The sequence below is a fragment of the Mesorhizobium sp. BR1-1-4 genome (assembly GCF_020165375.1).
Classification (GTDB): Bacteria; Pseudomonadota; Alphaproteobacteria; order Rhizobiales; family Rhizobiaceae; genus Mesorhizobium; species Mesorhizobium australicum.
In genome coordinates this window covers 553,237-575,553 of sequence record NZ_JAIUIB010000001.1, presented here as the reverse complement: position 1 = coordinate 575,553, position 22,317 = coordinate 553,237, and the positions used below count along the sequence as shown (strand labels likewise).

The 22,317-nt window shown below is 65.0% G+C and carries 8 protein-coding genes; 6 read left to right on the top strand and 2 right to left on the bottom strand.

Features of this window, described 5'->3' with window-relative positions:
* The first annotated feature begins 76 nt into the window (after positions 1 to 76).
* The 5 genes from LB571_RS02865 (at position 77) to LB571_RS02845 (ending at position 6,045) form a co-directional block, all read left to right on the top strand.
* Positions 77 to 904: an ABC transporter ATP-binding protein gene (locus tag LB571_RS02865; RefSeq protein ID WP_140618202.1), complete on the top strand. Its 828-nt coding sequence runs from the start codon at positions 77 to 79 to the stop codon at positions 902 to 904.
* Positions 901 to 1,743, top strand: coding sequence for an ABC transporter permease (locus LB571_RS02860; protein WP_224592106.1), 843 nt, complete (start codon positions 901 to 903; stop codon positions 1,741 to 1,743). The genes LB571_RS02865 and LB571_RS02860 overlap by 4 nt, the downstream gene beginning before the upstream one ends.
* 66 nt (positions 1,744 to 1,809) lie before the next feature.
* Positions 1,810 to 2,973, top strand: a complete 1,164-nt coding sequence (locus tag LB571_RS02855; protein WP_224592093.1) for an ABC transporter substrate-binding protein — start codon at positions 1,810 to 1,812, stop codon at positions 2,971 to 2,973.
* A 353-nt stretch (positions 2,974 to 3,326) separates the two neighbouring features.
* The gene (locus LB571_RS02850; protein ID WP_140876140.1) at positions 3,327 to 4,418 is read left to right on the top strand and encodes a Gfo/Idh/MocA family protein; all 1,092 of its coding nucleotides are present in this window, start codon (positions 3,327 to 3,329) and stop codon (positions 4,416 to 4,418) included.
* Between the two features lie 190 nt (positions 4,419 to 4,608).
* On the top strand, positions 4,609 to 6,045 hold the full coding sequence (locus LB571_RS02845; RefSeq protein WP_224592091.1) for an amidase: 1,437 nt from the start codon (positions 4,609 to 4,611) through the stop codon (positions 6,043 to 6,045).
* A 280-nt stretch (positions 6,046 to 6,325) separates the two neighbouring features.
* Here LB571_RS02845 and LB571_RS02840 read toward each other — a convergent pair whose 3' ends face one another.
* Together LB571_RS02840 and LB571_RS02835 are read right to left on the bottom strand one after the other, a co-directional pair.
* Positions 6,326 to 7,570, bottom strand: a complete 1,245-nt coding sequence (locus LB571_RS02840) for a M24 family metallopeptidase (RefSeq protein WP_224592089.1) — start codon at positions 7,568 to 7,570, stop codon at positions 6,326 to 6,328.
* A 308-nt stretch (positions 7,571 to 7,878) separates the two neighbouring features.
* A complete protein-coding gene (locus tag LB571_RS02835) occupies positions 7,879 to 8,400 on the bottom strand; it encodes an invasion associated locus B family protein (RefSeq protein WP_224587168.1) in 522 nt (173 codons plus the stop codon).
* A 334-nt stretch (positions 8,401 to 8,734) separates the two neighbouring features.
* Here LB571_RS02835 and LB571_RS02830 point away from each other — a divergent pair, with 334 nt between their 5' ends.
* Positions 8,735 to 22,108, top strand: coding sequence for a beta strand repeat-containing protein (locus LB571_RS02830; RefSeq protein WP_224592087.1), 13,374 nt, complete (start codon positions 8,735 to 8,737; stop codon positions 22,106 to 22,108).
* The last annotated feature ends 209 nt before the right edge of the window (positions 22,109 to 22,317 follow it).

Sequence of the window (22,317 nt, the reverse complement as noted above, 5' to 3'; positions counted from 1 at the left end):
GCAAAGTAGGATAGTTACACACTGATTTTTGACAGTCTGATGACCTTTGGATCATCACGCAATCTCCGAGGGGCGGATGAACGCGGGCGAGATAACAACGCCGAAGCTTGGCGTGCAGGCAGCGACCAAGATCTATCACACGGCGTCCGGCGACCTCTTGGCGCTGGACCGCTGCAGCCTCGACGTCAGAGCCAATGAAATCGTCTCGATCGTCGGCCCGTCCGGTTGCGGCAAGACCACGCTTTTGTGGTCGATGTCGGGGCTGCACGGCCTGACAAGCGGCGCGATCAAGCTCGACGGCAAAGAGATTTCCGGGCCGCATCCCGATATCGGCATCGTCTTCCAGGAAGCCAACCTCCTGCCCTGGCGCAATCTCGACGCCAACATCCGCTTCCCCTTCGAGATCAAGGGCGAAAAACCGGACCGCGCCTGGATCGCGCATCTGCTTAACCGCGTCGGCCTCGACGGTTTCGGCGGCAAGTTCCCGCGCGAGCTTTCGGGCGGCATGCAGCAGCGCGCGGCGATCGTGCGGGCGCTGGCGCTGAAACCATCGGTGCTTTTGATGGACGAGCCGTTCGGCGCGCTCGACAGTTTTACCCGCGAGGAGATGAACCGGCTGGTCGAGGAGATCTGGCTCGACACCAAGACCACTATCGTCTTCATCACCCACTCGATCGAGGAAGCGATTTTCCTCTCCGACCGCGTCGTGGTGCTGAGCGCGCGGCCGGGCCGCGTCGCCAAGGAATACCGCGTGCCGTTCCCGCGGCCGCGCTCGCTGGAGATCATGGCGACGAAGGAGGTGTTCGATCTCACCAACCGGATCAAGATGGACATTGTCGGAGAGCGCACCAGACCGAAGGCGCCGGAACGCCCGAGCGCCGAGATCGTGAGGATCAGGCCATGAGCGACGCCATTCCCGAATTTTCGAAGTCGAAATCAGGCGATGGGCAAGACGTCAGCCTGACCAACCTCTCGGCCTTCGCCAGCGGCCCCGGCATCAAGTCGGGCAAGGAGGTGGCGGCCATCCTCGCCGTCGCCGTCATCATCATCGGCGGTATCGAACTCGCGCTGCGGCTGTTCCAGGTGCCGCTCTACATCATGCCGCCGCCGAGCTCGATCGCCTATGCGCTGTTCGACGAGTTTCCGCTGATCGCGCCGCATCTCGGCTATACGCTGGTCGAGCTGGTGTCCGGCTTTGCCATCGGCGCCGCCGTCGGTCTGGTGCTGGCCGCGGTCATCACCCAGTTCCCGTTCGCGGAAAAGATCGTCGCGCCGTATATATTGCTGCTGGTTACCACGCCGATGCTGGCGCTGGTGCCGCTGCTCATCCTGCGTTTCGGTTTCGGTTACACGCCGCGCATCATCGCGGTGGCGCTGGCCGCCGGGCCGATGGTGATGATCAATGCCGCCACCGGCTTTCGTCGCGTCGACAGCGCCAAGATCGCGCTGGCGCGGTCCTATGGCGCCAGCACCTTGCAGATATTCTGGAAGATCCGCGCGCCGATGGCGCTGCCGATGATCCTGGTCGGGCTGATGATCGGCGCCATCTTCGGCCTGCTCACCGCCGTCGGCGCCGAGATGGTCGGCGGTGGCTTCGGCCTCGGCAACCGGCTGACCACCTATTCGTCGATGATCCAGATGCCGCAATTCTTCGCCGTGGTGCTGATCCTGTCGATGCTCGGCATCCTGATCTACGTGCTGTTCTTCCTCATCGGCAAGAAATGGGCGAGCTGGGAGGCTTAAAGCAAAGGCAATGAGCACGCCCGCGAGGCGGGCGGCAGACCAACGTCAGACAAAAAGGGGAATGCCATGACCAAAGACAGTTTCATCCAACAGGCGGGAATGAGCCGCCGCATCTTCCTGCAGGTCACCGGCGCCGGCCTGGTGACGGCGACCGCGCTCGGCGCCACCGGCCTCAGGGCGAGGGCCGAGGCCTATGGAAAATTCACCTGGATCTCGCCGCGCGGCACGCTCGAGGTGCTCGACGACTATCCTTATTGGGCGGCCAAGAAGGCTGGCTATTTCGACGGGCTCGACACCGACATGCAGCCGGGGCCGTCCGACGGCACGGCGACGGTGAAGTTCGTCGATGTCGGCCAGGCTGATATGGGCTTTCCCTCGCCCGGCGTGTTCTCCTTCGCCATCCAGAACGGCATGAAGCTGAAGTCGGTGTTCCACATGGGCGCGCGCGACACGTTCAGCATCGCCTTCCGCAAGGGCGAGGGCTCGAACGACCTGAAGAAGCTGGAAGGCAAGACCATCCTGCTCGGTTCCGCCGCCTGGCAGTCGATCACCGATCCGCTGCTTGCCGCGCAAGGCGTCGACATCAAGAAGATCAAGTATGTCGAGGCCGGCTGGCCGACCTGGGGCACCGCGCTTGCCGGCGGCCAAGGCGACGCGGCGCTGTCATGGGAAGGGCTGCGCGCCGAATGGATCGCCAAGGGTCTCGACTTCGAATACTGGCTCGGCGTGAAGAACTCGAAGCTGCCGGCCAACACCTTCGTCGTGCGCGCCGCCGATCTCGAGGATCCCGACAAGAAGGCGTTCCTGGAAAAATACCTGCGCGGCTGGGCGATGGGCCTTGAGTTCGGCTATCAAAATCCGCGCGCGGCGGTCGAAGCGGTGTTCGAGCAGTTCCCGACGCTGGCCAAGAACCTCGGACCGGAGCTCGGCACCACCTCGATCCTGCAGCAGATCAACGTCTTCCGCGGCGACATGGACAAGCGCGGCGGCTGGGGGTCGCACGACATGGCGAGCTGGCAGGGCTTCTTCGACGAGATCCACAAGATCGGCCAGATCACCAACCCGGTGAAGGCCGAGGATGTCTGCAGCAACGACCTGATCCCGGCCGCCAACGACTTCAACAAGGCCAAGGTCAAGGCCGACGCAGACGGCGTCAAACTGTCGGAAGGCTTTGCCGCGCTCGATGTCGAGAAGATCAAGGCGCACCTGTTCGATTCGGCGGTGAAGTAGAAGCGCGCAAGCGAAGGCCATGACGACGCCACTCCTCATTGCCCTGCCTTGGCTCCTTTCCTCTCCCTCCGGAGGGGGAGAGGTGGCGCCGCGAAGCGGCGACGGAGTGGGGGAAGGCGGTCGCTAAACGCGCAGTCGCTGCGGGACAGGCACAATCTGGCGAAGTAACCTCAGGCGGGCGGCGAAGGTCGACCCCCACTCCGTCGAGCTTCGCTCGACACCTCTCCCCCGATCGACGAGGGAGAGGAAAGGGCCGGGCAACGAGCGGCGGCGCTGACCTGAGGTGATTGTCCGGATAAACACGCGGCAACCGGTCGCCGCGCACAATTCAATCCAGAACCTGGGAGATAACGGTGGCCGACAAGGTGAAAGTACTGGTGGTGGGTCTCGGCAATATGGGTGCGTCGCACGCCAGTGCCTATCATCGCTCGGAGGGGTTTGAGATCGTCGGCATCATGAGCCGCTCGATCAGGAGCAACACGAAAATCCCGGCCGAACTCGCCGGCTATCCGCTCTACGAGGATTTCGACCTGGCGCTGGGGGAGACCAGGCCGGACGCGGTCTCGATCAACAGCTGGCCGAACACCCATGCCGAATACGCGCTGAAGGCGATCGCGGCGAACTGCCACGTGTTCATGGAAAAGCCCTTGGCCACCAACATCGAGGACGCCGAAAAGGTGGTGGCGGCCGCGCGAGCGAAAAACCGCAAGCTGGTGCTCGGCTACATCCTGCGTGTCCACCCCTCGTGGATCAAGTTCATCGAGGTTGGCAAGACGCTCGGCAAGCCGCTGGTCATGCGGCTCAACCTCAACCAGCAAAGCAGCGGCAGCGCCTGGCACTGGCACAAGAACCTGATCGATTCGCTGATCCCGATCGTAGATTGCGGCGTGCATTATGTCGACGTCATGTGCCAGCTGACCGGCGCCAAGCCGGTGCGCGTGCATGGCATCGGCGCCAAACTATGGGCCGAAGCCGACAAGCAGAATTACGGCCACTTGCATGTCACCTTCGATGACGGCTCGGTCGGCTGGTACGAGGCCGGCTGGGGCCCGATGATGAGCGAGACGGCCTACTTCGTGAAGGATGTCGTCGGCCCGAAAGGCGCGGTCTCGATCGTCGCCGGCCAGCAGGCGAGCAGCGCGGCCGAGTTGGCCGAAGTGTCGAACTCCGCCGACATCGACCGCCACACCAAGACCGACGCGCTGAAGATCCATTATGCGGCCGTCGACGGCGACAAGAATTTCAAAAAGCCCGACGAGATCGTCAGCATGGAGGACGAGCCCGGCCACCAGGAACTGTGCGACCGCGAGCAGGCGTTCTTCCTGCGCGCCATAAGCGAGGACCTCGATCTGACCGAGCAGATGGACGCGGCGGTCAACAGCCTGCGCATCGTGCTCGCGGCCGAACAGAGCATCGAGCTGGGACGGACGGTCGAGCTGGCCTGATGCTATCCGGTTGCTGGCGCTGGAGGCGGCACCGGCAGCGCAGGAGTTTCATCCTTCTCCCCGTCACTATACGGGGAGAAGGTGCCGGCAGGCGGATGAGGGGCGGCGCCTACATTTGTAATTAGCCGGTAGCGACAGCTCGCGCGTTCCTAAGCGCGATGTCGAGGCAACGCAAATTTGGGAGTGAGACATGGTCACCGACAGTCTTTTGAAGACCTATGCCGAGTCCGACGCGCTTGGCCTCGCCGCGCTGGTCCGCGGCGGCCAGGTTTCGCCGGCGGAACTGGTCGAGGCGGCGATCACGCTGGTCGAACGGTTGAATCCGTCGCTCAACGCGGTCATCCATCGCCTCTATGACATGGCGCGCGCGCAGGCCGCGACGGTCGACAGATCGGCACCCTTTGCCGGCGTACCATTCCTGCTCAAGGAACTGGCCTCGTCCTGGACGGGTGCGCCCAACACCAATTCCTGCTTCTACCTCAGAGATGTCGTCGCCGATTTCGACACCGAAGTCGTTCGCCGCATGAAGGCGGCGGGACTGGTGCTGGTCGGCAAGTCGAACGCGCCCGAAAACGGCTGGTCGATCACGACGGAACCAAAACTCTACGGCACGACGAAAAACCCGTGGAAGGAGGGCATCACGCCAGGCGGCTCGAGCGGCGGTGCGGCCTCGGCTGTCGCCTCGCGCATGGTGCCGATCGCGGAGGCCAGCGACGGCGCCGGTTCGATCCGCATCCCCGCCTCCTGCTGCGGGATCGTGGGCCTGAAACCGTCGCGCGGCCGCGTCAGCCTGGCGCCGTTCGGCGACTATTGGTATGGCGGTGCCTACTTCCTCTGCTGCTCGCGCACCGTGCGCGACACGGCGGCCTATCTCGATGCGGTGGCCGGCGCGCTGCCCGGCGAACCCTATACGCCGCCGGTGCCGGATGCCTCCTGGCTCAGCCTGTCGGCGCGTGCGCCGAAAAACCTGCGCATCGGCTTCACCGTCACGCCGCCCAACGGCACCGCCATCGATCCGGAGGTGAAGGCGGCGGTGCTGGCGACCGTGGCCGCATTCGAGCGGTTGGGGCATCATGTCGAGGAGCACGACATGCCGCTCGATGCCGACGGCGTATGGGCGACCTACACCAACATGACCTGCGTGCAGACGGCGGCGACCTTCGACTCCCTGGAAACGGTGATCGGCCGGCCGGCGACGCCAGGCGATGTCGAGGCGGTGACCTGGGCGATCATCGAGCGCGGCCGCGCCACCAGCGGGGTCAGGCACATCTCCGATGTCGAGCAGCTCCGGCAGGTCGGCCGCGATATTGTCGGCGACCTCAGGGCCTATGATCTCTTCGTCACGCCCACCTTGACCCAACTGCCGCGCCCGTTCGGCTATTACGACATGTCGGAGACCGACATCGACCGCTACAACGCCAAATGGACGGATGCCGTCTTTGCCTTCCCCTTCAACATCTCCGGCCAGCCGGCGATCTCGCTGCCGCTCGGCTGGTCGCAGGGCGGCGTGCCGGTCGGCGTGCAGCTGGTCGGCCGCTACGGCGACGAGGCGACGGTGCTGGCGGCGTCGGCACAGCTGGAACAGGAAATGCCATGGAGGGACAGGCGGCCGCCGGTGAGCGCTTAGGGACCTGTACGGAGGTTTGATCGCTGGACGGCAAAACCTTTCCCGTCGTCATCCTGGGGCGTAGCAAGGAGCGCAGCGACGCCGCGCAGACCCCAGGATCCATGCCGCGACATCAAAGCGTTCCCGGCGGTCCAAAATTCTGCTCCGCTGCACCCCACGGAAAGGTCACGGCATGGATCCTCGGGTCTCCGCGACGGAGCTTCGCTCCTGCTCCGCCCGTGGATGACGAAGGTGGAGGGACCTCAGCCAATTTCCGGAGGTGCAGATATCAAGCCTCCTACTACCCAATCACCTCCAGCCGCCGCGGCAGCCGGTTCATCGCGACCGGCCCATCCGGCGTGATCAGGAACTGGTCCTCGAGGTTGAAGCTGGCGAGGCCGTCGATATAGAGCGGGATTTCGAAGGCCAGCACCATGCCGGCCTCGATCACGACCTCGCTGCCGGCCGATATGAACGGCCATTGCTCGGAAAAGACCGACTGCCCGACGCCGTGGCCGAAGTGGCCGCGGCGGTAGGAGCGCAGGCCTTGGCGCGCCAGGCTGTCGGTGGCGACGCGGTGGACATGGGCAAGCGTGTTCCCGGGAACAAGCTCGGCCAGCCCATCGTCGAAGGCGCGCTCGGCAATGGCGTGCAGTTCGGCCTGATCAGCCGAAGGCGGGCCGAAGGTGAAGTTGCGCGACATGTCGGAGGCGTAGCCACCGACCGTACAGACCATGTCGCATTTCAGCGGATCGCCCGCCACGGCCCTGGCGTCGGCGCCCTTGGCCCGGGCGCCCAGCGTCACATATTCGGCCGTGATGACCGGATACGAAAGCCCAGCCGCCGCTGCGGCGACGCCCTGCCGGTAGAGCGCGACGAGATCGCTCTGACGCATGCCGGCCATGGCATCGACCTGCAGCCGCTCCAGGCCGGCTTCCGACAGGATGATGCCTTGCCGAAGCAGGTCGATCTCGCGCTGCGACTTGAGCGCGCGCAGCCGGTCCAGCACAAGCGAGCCGTCCGCAACAGGGCAATCCGGCAGCAGCGCCTTGATGGCGGCAAAATCGGCGGCGGGAATGAAGTCGAGGTCGAGGCCGAGCGTGGCGCGCTCCAGCCCGAAATCGGCGAGGATTGCCTGCAGCTGTCGCACCGAGCCGGCGAGGTCGAAGGTGGCGGGACGCGCGAAATCCGGCGCGCGGCCGAGCGAAGCCAGGCCAGCCTCGATACGCTCCGCCAGGGGCAGCCCGGCAGCTCCTGTCTCGACCGGCGCTGCTTCGATCCAGATCGGGTGCGAGCGCACGACCATCTCGGGCGCGGCGGTCCGCAGTTGCGTGGCATTGAAGTCGGCGACCACGACGCCGATCGGCAGGTCCTGCCTGGCCGGGACGACGACGAAGCCGGCGCCGGCGCGCCGGAACAGTCCGGCCGGACCGATCGAAGCGCCGGTCGCGTAATGGAAGGCCTCGGGCGCTGAGAGCACCAGCGCGGCGATGCCGGCGCGTTGCATCAACTGCGTGGCGCGCTGCCGGTCGACAAAACCCGTCATGTGTTTCTCCGGATGTCCGAAGCGACAACGGAGCATCGCAGGTGCGGACAATCAAGACGGTTGCTCGTATTGACGCACCGATACCTTGAGTGCGGAGCGGAGACGCCCACGACTTCGTCATCCTAGAGCGGAGCAAGGAGCGCAGCGACGCAGCGCAGACCCTAGGATCCACGGTCCAGAATCTGCTCCGCTGCACCCGCCAGCACGGTCGCGGCATGGATCCTCGGGTCTCCGCGACGCCGCGCCGCGGCTGCTCCGCCCGTGGATGACGAAGGGATAGGATGTCGGCCACGGTTGCCGGCGACCCGCTACTTGATCGATTCCAGCTTGGTCAGGGCGGCGGTGAAGCCGGCCAGCGACACCGGGATGGTGACCGGCTTGCGGGTGACGGACTCCATGCCGATGTTCAGATTGGTTCCCGACTTCATCGCCTTGACGAGGTCCGGCGGCAGCGGCGTGGCGGCATAGGCGCCGTTCTGGTCGCTGGTCTGGATGGCGATGGTCGTCTTCTGTCCCTGGTCGATCTGGTAGCTGGCGCCGGACGGCAGGAAGAGGCCGTGCGGCAAGGCGAGCAGCATGGCGAGGCTGCCATTACCGTTGTCGCGGCGAACGGTCACCGTAAGCACGCGCTGTCCTGTCTTCGCCTCGGTCAGGTTCTGAGACACCTGGCATTGAAGTTCGGAGCTCGCCGAGCCGCTGGAGCAGTTGACCGCCCAGGGATTGGCGTCGGCCGGCTTTGACTGGGCCGGTTGGGGCTTGGCGGCTTCCTCGGCAAGTGCGGGTCCGGCGCCCGACAGGATGAGCCACAGGGCACCAATACCTGCGGCCAAGCTCAAAGTATTAGCTACAGCTAAAACAACTCTCATGTTCTTTTAGGCCCCACCGGTATTTCCCGCAGTAGGGCTTGATACAACACTCCAATCCAGCCTGAAAGCCAGGAATCCACCGAAGCAAGCCGGCAAATCTACTGTGTCCATGTTGCCACAGAGTAGCAGTTTGGTGGGCCACAACAGCAGTTTGATCATTGGGGACTCGCTATACAATAGAATTCCATTAAACATCGGCACGCGGGACGTGTAGTCCCAGAAGGACTCGCCAGGGATGGGAACTACCGAGAAGTCTCGGCAAGTTGGTGAGATGGCGGCGCGTGGGGAGGGGTTCCTCATGCGCGCCGGTTATCGCCGTTCGAGCATTGCAAGGCAGCTCTGGAAGACGACGGCGCTTACGTCGCTGGCGCTGGCGCTCTCGGGCGTGGCCGCCTATGGCGACGATGCCGGGCTCTGGCAGCCCCAGGTCCGGGCCATCATCGGCGCCGACAACAATGGCGGCAACGCCGCGCTCGAAGGCTTCATCCCGATCAAGCAGACCGCCGAATCGGTGCTGTTCCTGGATGTGCGGGCCAAGCACGATTTCAAGGACGCCTTCGGCCAGGATATCGGCCTCGGCATCCGCCGCATCGTCAACCCGGACCTGATGCTCGGCGGCTATGCCTATTTCAATGCCGAGAGTTACGGCGGCACCCAGTTCACCGGGGGCACGCTGGGCGTCGAGGCGATCACGCCGAATTTCGACGCGCATGTGAACGTCTTCGTGCCGATCAAGGGCGACTCGACCGACCACTCGACCAGCTCGACCCTGTCGATGGTCTCCAACCAGCTGATCGAGCAGATCTCGGTGCTCGACCATCGCGACTACGCGGCCTGGGGCATCGAGGGCGAGGTTGGAGCGAAGGTGCCGCTCAATCTGCCCGACAAGCATTCGCTGCGACTGGACATTGGCGGCTACCATTTCGAGGATCCGCACGGTGATGACGGCAGCGTCACCGGCGCCAAGGCTGGCATCGAATATGAGATCGGCGATGTCTTCGGCACCGGAACGTCGCTGACCTTCACCGGCGAGGTGCGCAACGACAATCGCGACGACACCCAGTTCGCCGGCAGCGTGCGGCTGAATATCCCGTTCAATCCCGGCGGCGGCTCGGACAGCACCGCGGCCATCGGGGCGGATCCGGTCTATCCGGTCAGCGAAGGCCTGCGCAAGCGCGTCAACGAGCGGGTGCGCGGCGATATCGGCGTCCGCATCCAGAGCCAGGACAAGACCGGCGGCACGACGACCCGCGTCGCCATCAACGCCGCCACCAATGCCGCGTTCGGAAAGTTCTATTTCGCCGATGGCGGCCTGGCCGGCGCCGGCACGCAGGCCGACCCGACGACATTGGACGATGCCGTCACCAAGGCCGGCAACGGCGGCTTCGTCGTGGCGCTCGGCGGCAATGGCAATCTGACGACTGGCGGCGTGACGCTGGCCACGGGCCAGACGGTCATCGGCGGCGGCGAAAGCGTCACCGCAAAGCTTTTCGGCGGCGGCACCGCCACCTTCAACCTGGGCGGCAGCGACGGCACGATCCAGGGCACCAACGTCGCCAACCCCGTCATCACGCTGGGCAACGGCAACACGCTGAACGGCATCACCATCACCGGCGGCGGCGACGGCATTTTCGGCAACAACGCCACCAGCACGACGCTGACCAACGTCACGGTAACGGGCACCGGCGGCAATGGCGCCGACTTCACCGGCAATTCGACCAATGTCAGCGCGTCCAATTTCACCGCCACCGGCAACGGCCTCGACGGCCTGCACATCGAAGGCGACGGCACCTACAATTTCACCGGCACGACGCTGCTGTCGGGCAACCAGGACGACGGCCTCGATATTACGGGCAAGGGCACCTACAGCTTCGCCATCCTCAACGCGCAGGACAACCAGGATGCCGGCATAACGGTGAAGGGCACCGCCGTCGGCGGCAGCTTCACCACCACCGGCGGCCAGGTGTCGGGCAACACGGCGCTGGGCGACGACGGCGCCGGCATCTTCATCGACCCGATCACCGCGCATGTGGTGCTGGATTCAATCTCGCAGACCGGCGGCACATCGGGCGTGGTGCTCGACCATGTCTCGGGCAGCTTCACGGTCAACGGCGCCACCACGATCTCCAACACGACGGGACCGGCGATCGCCATTTCCGATTCGCCGGCAACGATCCGCTTCGGCGACATCAACATCACGGCGCTGGGCGGCGACGGCATGTCGTTCAGCGGCGTCAACGCGGCGGTTGTGGCCGGCAACATCGTCATCTCCGGGCTCGGTCTCGGCCATGCCGGCCTCGACTTCTCCGGCAGCCAGACGACCTTCACGGCGCTCTCGGCCAACATCAGCGGATCGGGCGCCGGCTCGATCGGCATCGATCTCGCCGACACCACCGGCGGCGCTTCGATCATTATCACCAATGGCGGCACCATTTCGGGCGTCGACACGGGTGTGCGCCTGGGCATCGCCGGCTCGCTGGCCCACTCGGCCAATGCCCAATTCAGCTTCGGCGGCGGCTCGATCGCGGGCGTCACCGCCTCGCTCGACGCGCGTGGGTTGAACCAGACGCTCGGCCTCTATGCCTTCGGCTCGACGACGTTCAGCGGCCCGCAGCTGTTCGACCTCCAGAACGTGATCTTCGTCGGCGCGGCAGCCTCGGGTGCCGGCGACGGCTCCTCGCTTGCGAACCTGGCGTCGATCGGCACCGCCGACGGCATTACCGACGCCAACGCGATCTTCGTGCTGGTCAACGACGCCGGCAACACGCCGATCAATGCGTCGGGCGGCTTCTCGCTCAGCGACGACCAGACGCTGGCGTCCTTCGGCAATGGCCGCTCCTTCTCGCTCGGCGGCGTGCCGATCAACGTCACCGGGACCAACATCCAGCACGACCAGGTCGTTTCGGATCCCGGCACCGGGGCGGCGACGCTGACCAATTCGGGCGCCGGCGACGTCGTCACGCTGGGCAACGGCAACTCGCTGCTGGATTTCAACATTTCGGGCAGCAGCGGCGCGGCGATCAACGGGACGGGTGTTGCCGGCCTGGCGGTGCAGGGCGTTACGGTCAGCAATGTCGCGACAGGCCTGTCGCTCGACAATTTCAGCGGTACCGGCACGTTCACCAATTTCGATATCGCCAGCGCCGGCGCGGGCGTCAGCATCACCGGCGGCACCACCGGGACCCTGACCTTTGACGCGGCGAGCTCGATCGCCGGCACGACAGGCGTGGCGTTCAACATCGATTCCTCGACGCCGAATCTCATCTATAACGGCACGATCAACCAGACCGCTGCCGCGAGCGCGGTCAAGATCAACGCCATGAACGGCGGCTTCGCCAGGTTCGGCGGCAAGATCACCGCCAGCACCGGCGCGGCCAACGCCATCGACCTGACCGGCAATGCCAGCGGCGCGATTGCTTTCGTCGGCGGTCTCGATCTGACAACCGATGGCGGCTTTGCCTTCAGCGCCGTCAATGGCGGCAATCTGACGGTGTACGGGGCAAGCAATACCGTGGCGACCGGCCTGGGGCCGGACGAGAAGGGCATCCAGATCGCCGGCATGACGATCGGCCTGGCCGGAGTGAACTTCTCCAGCGTCACCGTGGATGGCTCGGGCGGCGGCGTTTCGACCGGCATCGCCATTTCCAACACCAGCGGCGGCAACGTCAACTTCGGTGGCGTCGACCTGTATCGCATCAGCGGCGTCGCCATCAGTCTCGACAATGTCGCCAGCGGCAGATACACCTTCCAGGGCACGACCAAGGTCGACACCGTGGTGGGTGGAGGCTCCGGCTTCCTGGTTCAGAACAGCGCCGCGACCGTCGGCGTCAGCAACCTCGTAACGACGAATATCGCCGGCGCCGATGTCAGCCTGACCAACAACACCGGCACGATCGACATTGGCGGCACCATCACCAATTCCGGCACGGGCGATGGCGTCGTCGTCTCCGGCGGCAGCGCGGCGATCACGATCGGCGCGACCATCAACAGCTCGGCGACAGCGCCCGGCACGGCCGTCAGGGTCGACGGCATCACCGGCGGCTCGGTCGCCTTCACTGGTCCGGTCACCTCAACCGGCGCGGGCAACCTGTTCGCCATCGGCTCGACCACCGCGCCGACGGGTGGCACGATCAGCTTCACCGACTCGGCGCTGACCGCCAGCGGCGGCGGTGGCGCGATCATCGCAGGCTTGGGCGCGGCCGCGACCTTCAACGCCACGTCCCCAATTTCGATCACCAACGCGGTCGGCAACGGCCTGTCGGTCTCCAATGTCGCCGGCAGCGCCACCTTCGGCGCGGTCACCGTGTCGGGTGCAACCGGCAATGGCATCGACATTTCAGGCAATTCCGGTTCGGTGACTTTCGGCACCACCAATGTGACGCTGGGCTCGGCGGCCAACACCGCCGGCATCAACTTCGGCGGCATCAACGCCGATGTCAGCTTCGGCACCACCAGTGTGACGATGGGCGCCGGCGCCAACCAGACGGCAATCGACTTCAGCGGCTCGTCGACGACGGCCGATTTCGGCGTGACCACCATCACCGGCACCGGCGAGGCCACCTCGCGCGGCATCGACCTGTCGTCGACGACAGGCAACAAGACCATCACCTTCCTGCGCGGCTCAAGCATCAGCGACGTCCATATCGGCGTCGATTTGTCGTCCGGCCTCAGCACGCTGACTTCGGCCAACGCCAATTTCACCTTCGGCGACGGCACTTCATCCGACGGGCTGCAATCCTCGATCAGCGCCGCGCCCGGCGGCTACACCGTCAACACGGTCGGGCTCGACCCGACGCTCGGCAATTATGATTTCGACGACGTGTTCTTCACCGGCAGCGCCAATCTGCCCTCGGCGGTCGGCGCGGTGACGATGGTCTCGCAGTCGGGCGGCGTCATCGCCGTCGGCACGTACGGCCTCAGCCAGTCGGTGACCACGATTTCGCTTGCCGACGCCGATCTCATGACCGGCACGCAGACCTTCGCCTTCGTCGGCACCGTCGATCTCAGCGCAACGCCGTTCACGCTCGATTCCGGCCAGTCGATCACCGGCTTCGGCAACAGCAACACCATCGCCGTGTCCGGCACCTTCCAGCAGGTGAACGTGCAGGGCAATCTCGGCGCCACCGGCGGCAACGTTACCGGCGACGAGGGCGTCGTCACCGGCACCGCGGACGCTATGCATCTGCTCGGCAGCAATCAGGTACGCAACACCGCCTTCGACTTCACTGGCGCCAGCGGCTCAGTCTTCCTGATCGACCAGAGTGCGGCCGGCTTCGACAACACCGGCGGCATCACGATCCAGGGCGTCACGGTCAGCAATGTCGCCGTTGGCCAGACGGCGTTCAAGGTCGACGGCCTCACCAGCAACGTCTCGATCATCGACAACAACATCAACGTCGCCGGGACGCTGCTCGACGCCGATGGCGGCGACGGCAACATCACGCTCACGCGCGGCAACCTGCCCAATGGCGGGCCGGCCGGCACGCTGACCGGCGGCGGCGTCTCGATCGTCAACCGCACCGGCGGCCTTGTCGATTTCACCGACAAGGCGACCATCGGCGGCAATGGCGTATCGCTGGCCAACAACAGCGGCGCGGGAATCACCTTCGCCGATCTGGACGTTTCCACCAATGGAACGACGGCCTTCACCGCCACCGGCGGCGGCACGATCACGGTCGACGCGGGAACGATCAATGCCACGGACGCGCAAGCGGCGTCGCTCGACAGCATCACGGCCGACATTCATTTCACGTCCACCAGCGCGACGTTCAGCGCCGGCAACGGCATCGACCTGCAGAACCTGGCCGGCACGGCCGCTTTCGGCACCGGCACGCTGACCAACACCGGCACCGGCACGGCCTTCAATATAGGCTCGGCGACCAATGCCAGCGGCGGCAACGCCACCGTCTCCTATGGCGGCACCATCGCCAGCAACGGCACCGGTGCGGCGGTCTCGATCCAGGAGCTGACAGGCGGCTCGGTGACGCTGTCGGGCAATCTGACCGACGGCCTTGCGGGCGCTGGCGGCAACATCCTCATTGCCGGCAATGATTCGGCCACGATCACCTTCTCGGGCACCACCAAGCAGATCAGCTCGGGCGCGACCGACGGCGTCAACATCGGCTTCCCCGGTGGATACCCGTCCGGCACGCCGAGCCCCAACACGAACTCCGCCATCAACTTCACCACTGGCGGCCTGGACATAACGACGACAGGCGGCATGGGCTTCGCCGCGCTTGGCGATTTCACTTCAGGCTCCGTCACGGTCACCGGCAGCGGCAACAAGATCAATTCCGGCGCGGACGGGTTGGTGGTGTTCGGCGCCAATGTCGGCGCTGGCGGCATTACTTTTGACAGCATCGCGGCGGTATCGACAGACGCCGGCGTGTTGCTGCAGGCCGCCGTCCTTAACGGCGATGTCAACATCGGCGGGCTCAGGGATACCGGCTACACGGGCGCCTCGCTGTCCGGCCTAACTGGGACCGGGGCGGTCAATTTCACAGGAGATATAGATCTCGACGTCAGCTTCAGAGGATTCGACATTGGCGGCCCACAGGTCGGCACCATAAACATCGCCAATGTCGCCGGATCCACGCTGACCATCGATGGGGGTGAGGGCGGCATCGTCACGACCGGCCTGCAGAGCGGGATCATCAACGTCGGCGGCAATGGTGGCGTCGCCAGCATCGGTGCGACGACAAGCACTACCGGTTCGGCCATCGCGGTCAGCGGCGGCAACGATCTCGTCCATGCGACGCTCAACTACAACGGCTCGATCAAGGTTGATACCGGCAGTGTCGTGCAGGCCGTGACCGACTGGAGCGAGCTCAATTTGAGCGGTTCGGTCGTTTCGACCACGGACGCGGCGGCGGCGGGGACGGCGGCCTTCACCTTCACCGGCAACGCCAACGGCGCCTACAACATTTCGAGCACGACCAATCATACCGGCAAGGGCATCGGCGTGCTGTTTGACGGATCGTCCGAGGGAACGGCCACCTTCTCCGGCACGTCGAAGATCTTCAATACCAGCAGCGGCGCCAACGGCGCCATCGTCAAGGCCCCCAGCATCGGCCCGGGCGAAGGCACGGGCACGCTGGCCTTCACCGGTGGCAACCTCAAGATCACCACCTCGAGCGGCGCCGGCTTCACCGCCAGCACCACCGGCCCGGGCACGGTCAGCGTCAGCGGCACCGGCAACACCATCACCACGACGACCGGCACCGCGCTCGACCTGGACGGCGCGACGGTCGGCCCGGATGGCGTGACTTTCGACAGCGTCTCGGTCAACGGCGCGGCGACCGGCATCGCGCTGAACAATGTTTCCGGCGGCACCGTCAGCCTCGGCGCCGCGAATTTGCTGGGCATCACCTCGCATGGCGTCGATATCTCCGGCACGCTCGGCTCGACGCTGAATTTCACCAGCCTCAACATCGGGCTCGGCGCGGCGAACGCGATCGGCCTCGAGCTCAACGGCGCCGCGCTCGGCGCCAGCACCATCACGGCCGGCGATTTCGACGTCGACGGCGGCAGCTTCGCCGGCATGATCGGCATCGACATGGCCGGCACGACCGGCACCGGCACGATCCAGCTCGGCGACACGACCAACAACAACCCAGCCGGCCAGACCTCGAAGATCGAGAATGTCGGTTATGGCGTCCAGTTCTCCAACGCCACCAACGCCAAGCTGGTCTTCGGCGACGGGGCAGGTCCGGCCGAGTCTTCGATCGCCACCACCGGCGGCCAGGTCATTCACGCCACCGACAGCTTGCCGACATCGGGCGACTACAATTTCAACGACGTCAATTTCTCCGGCGACACTTCGAACCTGTCGGCGATCAGCGTCTACTATGTCACCGCCGACGCCAGCGCTCTCGGCGACGGCAGCCTGCTCAATCCAGGCACCTATGCGAACGCCCAGAATTCCACGGCCAATGTCATCGTGCTGATCGACAAGAACGGCACCGGCAGCCAGGAGACGATCGACCTGGGCGGCACCTCGTTCCAACTCGACGACGGACAGGTGCTGCTTGCCTTCAAGAGCGGCGATGCGGCCGTCGATGTCTCGCAGCTCGGTGTCGACACCAGCAGTGGCGCATCGGGGGTTTTCCATTTCACGACGGTGCAGAACTCGCCGATTATTTCGGCGCCGAGCGGCATCGATACGCTGCGGCCGATCCTGCAGAGCAACACCGCCGCCTCGGTGGTCAATTTCGCGACGGCCGGCACCGGCGTCCTCACCGGCGGCATCGAGAACCTGATCATCCGCAACACCGGCAGCGGCACCGGCGTCTCGGGCAGCGTGGCGACCGCCTCCAGCTTCTTCCTCAGGAACAACGACATCGCCGCCGGCGGCAGGGCGCTCGATTTCATCACCAGCGGCGCGCCGGCTGCCGACAGGCTTCTGCTTTCGATCGACGGCAACACGCTGCAGTCGACAGGGACCGCGCTTGCCGCCAATTTCCTCGGCCAGAGCGTCAGCGCCACGCAAAATACGATCGCGATCCGGTCGTTCGCCAACAATACGGTCATCGGCGGCACCGGCGGCGGCATTGCTTTTAACGGTGCCACTTTCGACTCGACGGGCGGCGGCGGCACCGTCAGCGCGGGCACCCTCACCGTCGGCACAACTGGTGCGCGCGTGCAGGGCGACGGCCTCAACCTGCTCAACACCAGCGGCACGCTCGATCTTGGCACCTTCAGCATTGCCAACAATGGCGGCACGGGCCTGCTGGTCAACCAAAAGGGTGGCACGACCTTCACGTTGAACAGCTCGGGCGGCTCGGTCGACACCACGAACGGCACTGCCATCAATCTCGACCCGCTGACGGTCCACATGACGCTCGGCAGCGTCACCGCCACCGGCGGCGCCAGCGGCATCATCTTCGACGGCGTTGCCGGCACCTTCGCCGTCACCGGCGCCACCAGCATCACCGGCACGTCGGGCGCCGGCATCAGCGCCATCAATACCAATACCGGCACGTTCAACTTCAACACGGTAACGGTCAACAACACGACCGGCGGCGGCATCGGCTGGGCCAGCGGCACGCTCAACGTCACCGGCCTCGCCAACATCGATACCACCACCGGCGCCGGCATAGCCGCGACGGGCGGTACGATCAGTGTCGCCGGCTCGGGCAACACGATCACGACCGGGTCAGGAACCGCACTCGATCTCAGCGGTACGACCGTTGGTGCTGGCGGCGTGAATTTCTCCAGCGTCTCTGCCAATGGCGCCGCTACCGGCATCGCGCTGAACAACGTCTCCGGCGGCGCCATCGCACTTGGCACGGTTGACCTGCAGGGCATAACCTCGCGCGGCATCGATGTGTCCGGCACGCTTGGCGCGGCCCTGTCTTTCACGGATCTGGGCATCGGCCTGAACAGCAGCTCGGCCGTTGCCTTCGACCTGAATGGCGCGATCATCGACGCGGCGATCACCGCCAATGATTTCGACGTCACCAATGCCGCCGTGGGCGCGGGCTCCTCGATCGGCGTCGACCTGCGCGGCGCGACCGGCGGATCGACGGTACGCCTCGGTGACGCCGCGGTCGGCGGCGCATTTTCCAGCATCGCCGGTACCAACACCGGCATATTCCTGAACAGCACGACGAACCTTGCCTTCACCTATGGCGACGGCGAATCGACGACCGACAAGGGTTCGACCGTGAGCGCCAATGTCGGCATCGACGCCTCCAGCGCGCCAACGCTCGGCACCTATAACGTCCAGGACGTGAACTTCCAGGCCAGCCCGGGCCTCGGCTTCGGTATCGGCAAGATCTATTTCGTCGGCGCCACCGCGACCGGCGATGGCCTTGGCAAGGATCAAAGCAATCTGATGACGTTGGCCGCGGCGGAATTCCAGGCCGGGCCAAACGACATCCTCGTTCTCGTCAACAATGGCGTCATCACAGCGGCGGGAGGCGACAACACGCTGCTGCTGCAGGCCGGCGAGCAGGTGCGCGGCTTCGGCGCCGGCAACATCAACCTGGCGCTGACCGTGCCGTCGACGATCCAGCTGGCCAGCAATAACGTCTCGATCGCCGATCAGACGTCCGGCGGCGCGGCGACGCTGACAAGCTCGGATGGCAGCAGCATCGTCACGCTGGGCAGCGGCGGCAACATCATCGACGGCTTTACCATCAACGGTAGCGACGGCACAGGCGCCAATGCCGCGATCGGCATCAGCGGCGCGACATCGGGCGCCACGATCAGCAACATGACGATCAGGAACGTCACCGCCACCGATATCGACTTCGGCGCCGGCGCCACCGGCACGACGAAGCTGACCAATCTTTCCCTCTTCTCCACGGGCGTGGCCGGCACCGCCATCAAGTTTGGTGCTGCCTCCGGAACGGTCACCGCCACCAAAGTCGTCACGTCGGGCGGCGGCGGCCTGTCCGTGGTCGGCGGCGATGCTGCGTTCAGCTTCGACGACACGAGCTCGGTCTCCAGCGCCGCCGGCACCGCTGTCAGCATCACCAACCGCTCCGGCGGCAGCTTCGGCTTTGCCGGCACGGTCACGTCGAGCTTTGGAGCCAGGGCCATTTTCATTTCGGGCGCGACTGGAGCAGACACAGTAAGCTTCACCGGTGCCGTCAACCACAACAACGCCACCGGCGCCGCCGTCGCGATCAACAATGGCGGCCAGGCCTCGACCGTCAGCTTCGCCAACCTCACCATCACGACGGGCAGCGGCACCAACACCGCCTTCACCGCGACCGGTAACGGCACGGTCAATGTCGCCACCGGATCGATCAGCACGACGGCCGCCCAGGCGATCAACCTCAACGGCATCGCCGCCGGCATCAATTTCACCTCGACCACTTCCGGCGGGGGCCCTAATAACGTCGCGCTGACCAATGTCACCGGCACGGTGAACCTGGGCACGGGCTCGTTGACAGGCGCTTCGGGCACGGCGTTCAGTGTCAGCGGCGGCTCGGCCAATATCACCTATGCCGGCACGATCGCACAAGCGATGGCCGGCCAGCAATTGATCGCGGTCGCCAACACCACTGGCGGCACGGTGAACTTCACCACCGCCGTGGCGAACGGCCTCAACGATACCGCCGGCACCGGCATCCTGATCGACGGCGCCGCTGGCAACGTCACCGTCAACAATGCAAGCCTGACCGGAACGGCCGGCATCACCATCCTTGGCGATGCGGCGAACAACGCGACCGGCACCTACACTTTCAACAATGTCGCGATCCAGACCGCCGCGGGCGCCACCAATACGGCCTTCGTCGTCGATGGCGACCAGGGCACGCCGGCCAACGACGACGTGAGCGCGACCGTCAACCTCAACAATGTCGACATCACCAACCCTGGTGGCAATGTCGCCAACATCCGCGGCATGGCCGGCGGCTCGGTCAATTTCGACTCCGCCAGCTCCATCGCTCGCAACGATGGCGGCTTGGGCATCGTCGCCCTCAGTAATGCCGGCGGCTCGATCAATTTCGGCGGCGCGTCGAAGACGCTCTCGACCGGGGCCAACGCCGCGGTCATTCTGACCGCCAACTCTGGCGCAACCATTAACTTCACCGGCGGCGGGCTGGCGATCACCACGTCGAGCGGCCAGGGCTTCAATGCCACGGGCGGCGGCACCGTCAGCGTCACCGGCTCCGGCAACACGATTTCCGCCGGCAGCGGCGCCGCGGTCAATCTGGACACGGTCGCCGTCGGCGTGGGCGGCATGAGCTTCGCCTCCACGAACGCGGGCGGCGGCGGCGGCAGCGCCGTGATACTGGACACCGTCACCGGCCCGGGAGCCATCAATCTCGGAACCGGCGCCCTGCTCGGCGGCAACCTCGCGGCAATCCGCATCGGCGACGGCGCCGGCGGCGCCAACAGCGGCGGCACGGTGGCCTTCAGCTATGCCGGCACCATCACCAGCGGAACCGGCCAGGCGGTCAACATCCAGGATCGCGCCGCCGGCGCCGGCAACATCACCCTGTCGGGCACCATCACACACAATGTCGCCGGCCAGACCGGCATCCTGCTGGACGACAACGCCGCCGGCACCATCACCTTCTCGGGCACCTCCAAGTCGATCACGTCGGGCAGCGCGGCCGGCGTCAGCCTGACCGACAATGCCGGCGCGATCATCGACTTCAGCAATGGTGGGCTGGTCATCAGCACCACCAGCGGCACCGGCTTCAACGCCACCGGCGCGGGTCCGGCAGCAACCACCGGCGGCACGGTGACGGTGACGGGTTCTGGCAACACGATTACATCCACGACCGGCACGGCGCTCAACATCGTCAACACGACGATCGGTGCGGGCAATGTCACGTTCCAGCGCATTTCGGCCACGACGTCGAGCGCGAATGCCGGCATCGTGCTCGATAACACCGGTGCTGCCGGCGGCTTGAAAGTGACGGGCACGGGCGCGGTTGCCTCCGGCGGCACGATTGCCAACAAGACCGGCGGCGATATCCTCAACGGCAATACGGCCAGTGGGAACACCGCTTCGGGTTCGGCCGGCACAGGCATCTTCCTGCGCAACACCAGCGGTGCTTCGTTCACCAACATGCAGTTGAACGACTTCTCGAACTTCGCCGTCTACGGCAACAATGTCACCGGCTTCATCCTTGCCAACTCCGTCGTCAGCGGCGTCAACGGCTCCAACAATAACGGCAATATTGAAGAAAGCGCGATCCGCTTCGACAATCTGCTCGGCACCGGTTCGATCACCGGTTCCAACATCAGCGGCGGCTATTACGGTAATGTCGCGGTCTGGAACACCAGCGGCACGCTCAACCGGTTGACGATGAGCGGCAACACGTTTGGCCTGATCAACGCAGGCGGTGGCAACGACAATGTTGACTTTACCGTTTACAACAGCGCGACGGCGAATGTGACTCTTGACAACAACACCTTCTCCGGTACGCGCTCCGACTTCTTCGAAGCGATCGCCAACAACAATGCTACCATGGATGTGGTCGCTACCAACAACACATTCCACAACGGCCAATCAATCATTCCGGGCGGCGGCACCGCGATTTCGGTCCGCAGCGGTTCGGGCGGCAACGTGTCGGCGGCGACCACCACCTTCAACATCACCAACAACCTCAACAGCGACGGCGGTGCCAATGCCTTCGACACCGTCGGCATCTTCGTCGCCAAGGGCCAGGACCTGGGCACGATGACCGGCAAGATCGTCGGCAACACCTTGGTTGCCAAAACGGGCTCGAACTCCGATGGCATCTTCGTGCGCGCGGCCGGCGGCGGTGCGTTGACGACGCTGATCCAGAACAACACCATTACCGGCTGGGGCAACAACGGCATCCATCTGCAAAACAATGACGGCAGCGCGACGATGAACGCTACGGTGTACGGCAACAGCGTCACCGCGCCAGGTGTCGCCTTCGCCTTCGCCGGGTTCTTCGCCGACAATGGTGCAACCGTGGGGCCGCCCGCGGATACCAGCAAGATGAATCTCGTGCTTGGCGGCACCGGCGCGCAGCAGAACACCTTTACTGGTGGCAGCATCAATGTGAGCTTGAGCAACTTCAATGCGGGCACGACGTTTAACCTGTCTACCAACGGATCTGGTTCCGGGTCGGTGACGGGCGTTGTGCAAGACGACAATGCCGGCAGCCCCACAGTTGACACGTCGGGCGGCGGCGGAACGATCAACCTCGTGGGCACGCTCCCGCCAGCACCACCCTGACCAATGTGCCAGTTGTTTAGCCGGCAAGATACGACTTCTCAGCGAATTCGGTCACCACGGCGCCGGGAACGGCAGAGCCAAAGCGATAGCAATGGATTGTCGTGCGACGCTGCGAGAAGGGGCGGATTTTAATAAAGCCAAGTCGAAAATTTCTTCTATTTGTGTTCGGCTGACGTTGCGTAATATGACTACAGTGCGCTAGTATACGT

Bases quoted from the DNA above. Each gene is read 5' to 3' on its own strand.
- LB571_RS02865 (WP_140618202.1), top strand. From the start codon at position 77: ATGAACGCGGGCGAGATAACAACGCCGAAGCTTGGCGTGCAGGCAGCG.
- LB571_RS02845 (WP_224592091.1), top strand. From the start codon at position 4,609: ATGGTCACCGACAGTCTTTTGAAGACCTATGCCGAGTCCGACGCGCTT.
- LB571_RS02840 (WP_224592089.1), bottom strand. From the start codon at position 7,570: ATGACGGGTTTTGTCGACCGGCAGCGCGCCACGCAGTTGATGCAACGC.
- LB571_RS02855 (WP_224592093.1), top strand. From the start codon at position 1,810: ATGACCAAAGACAGTTTCATCCAACAGGCGGGAATGAGCCGCCGCATC.
- LB571_RS02830 (WP_224592087.1), top strand. From the start codon at position 8,735: ATGCGCGCCGGTTATCGCCGTTCGAGCATTGCAAGGCAGCTCTGGAAG.
- LB571_RS02860 (WP_224592106.1), top strand. From the start codon at position 901: ATGAGCGACGCCATTCCCGAATTTTCGAAGTCGAAATCAGGCGATGGG.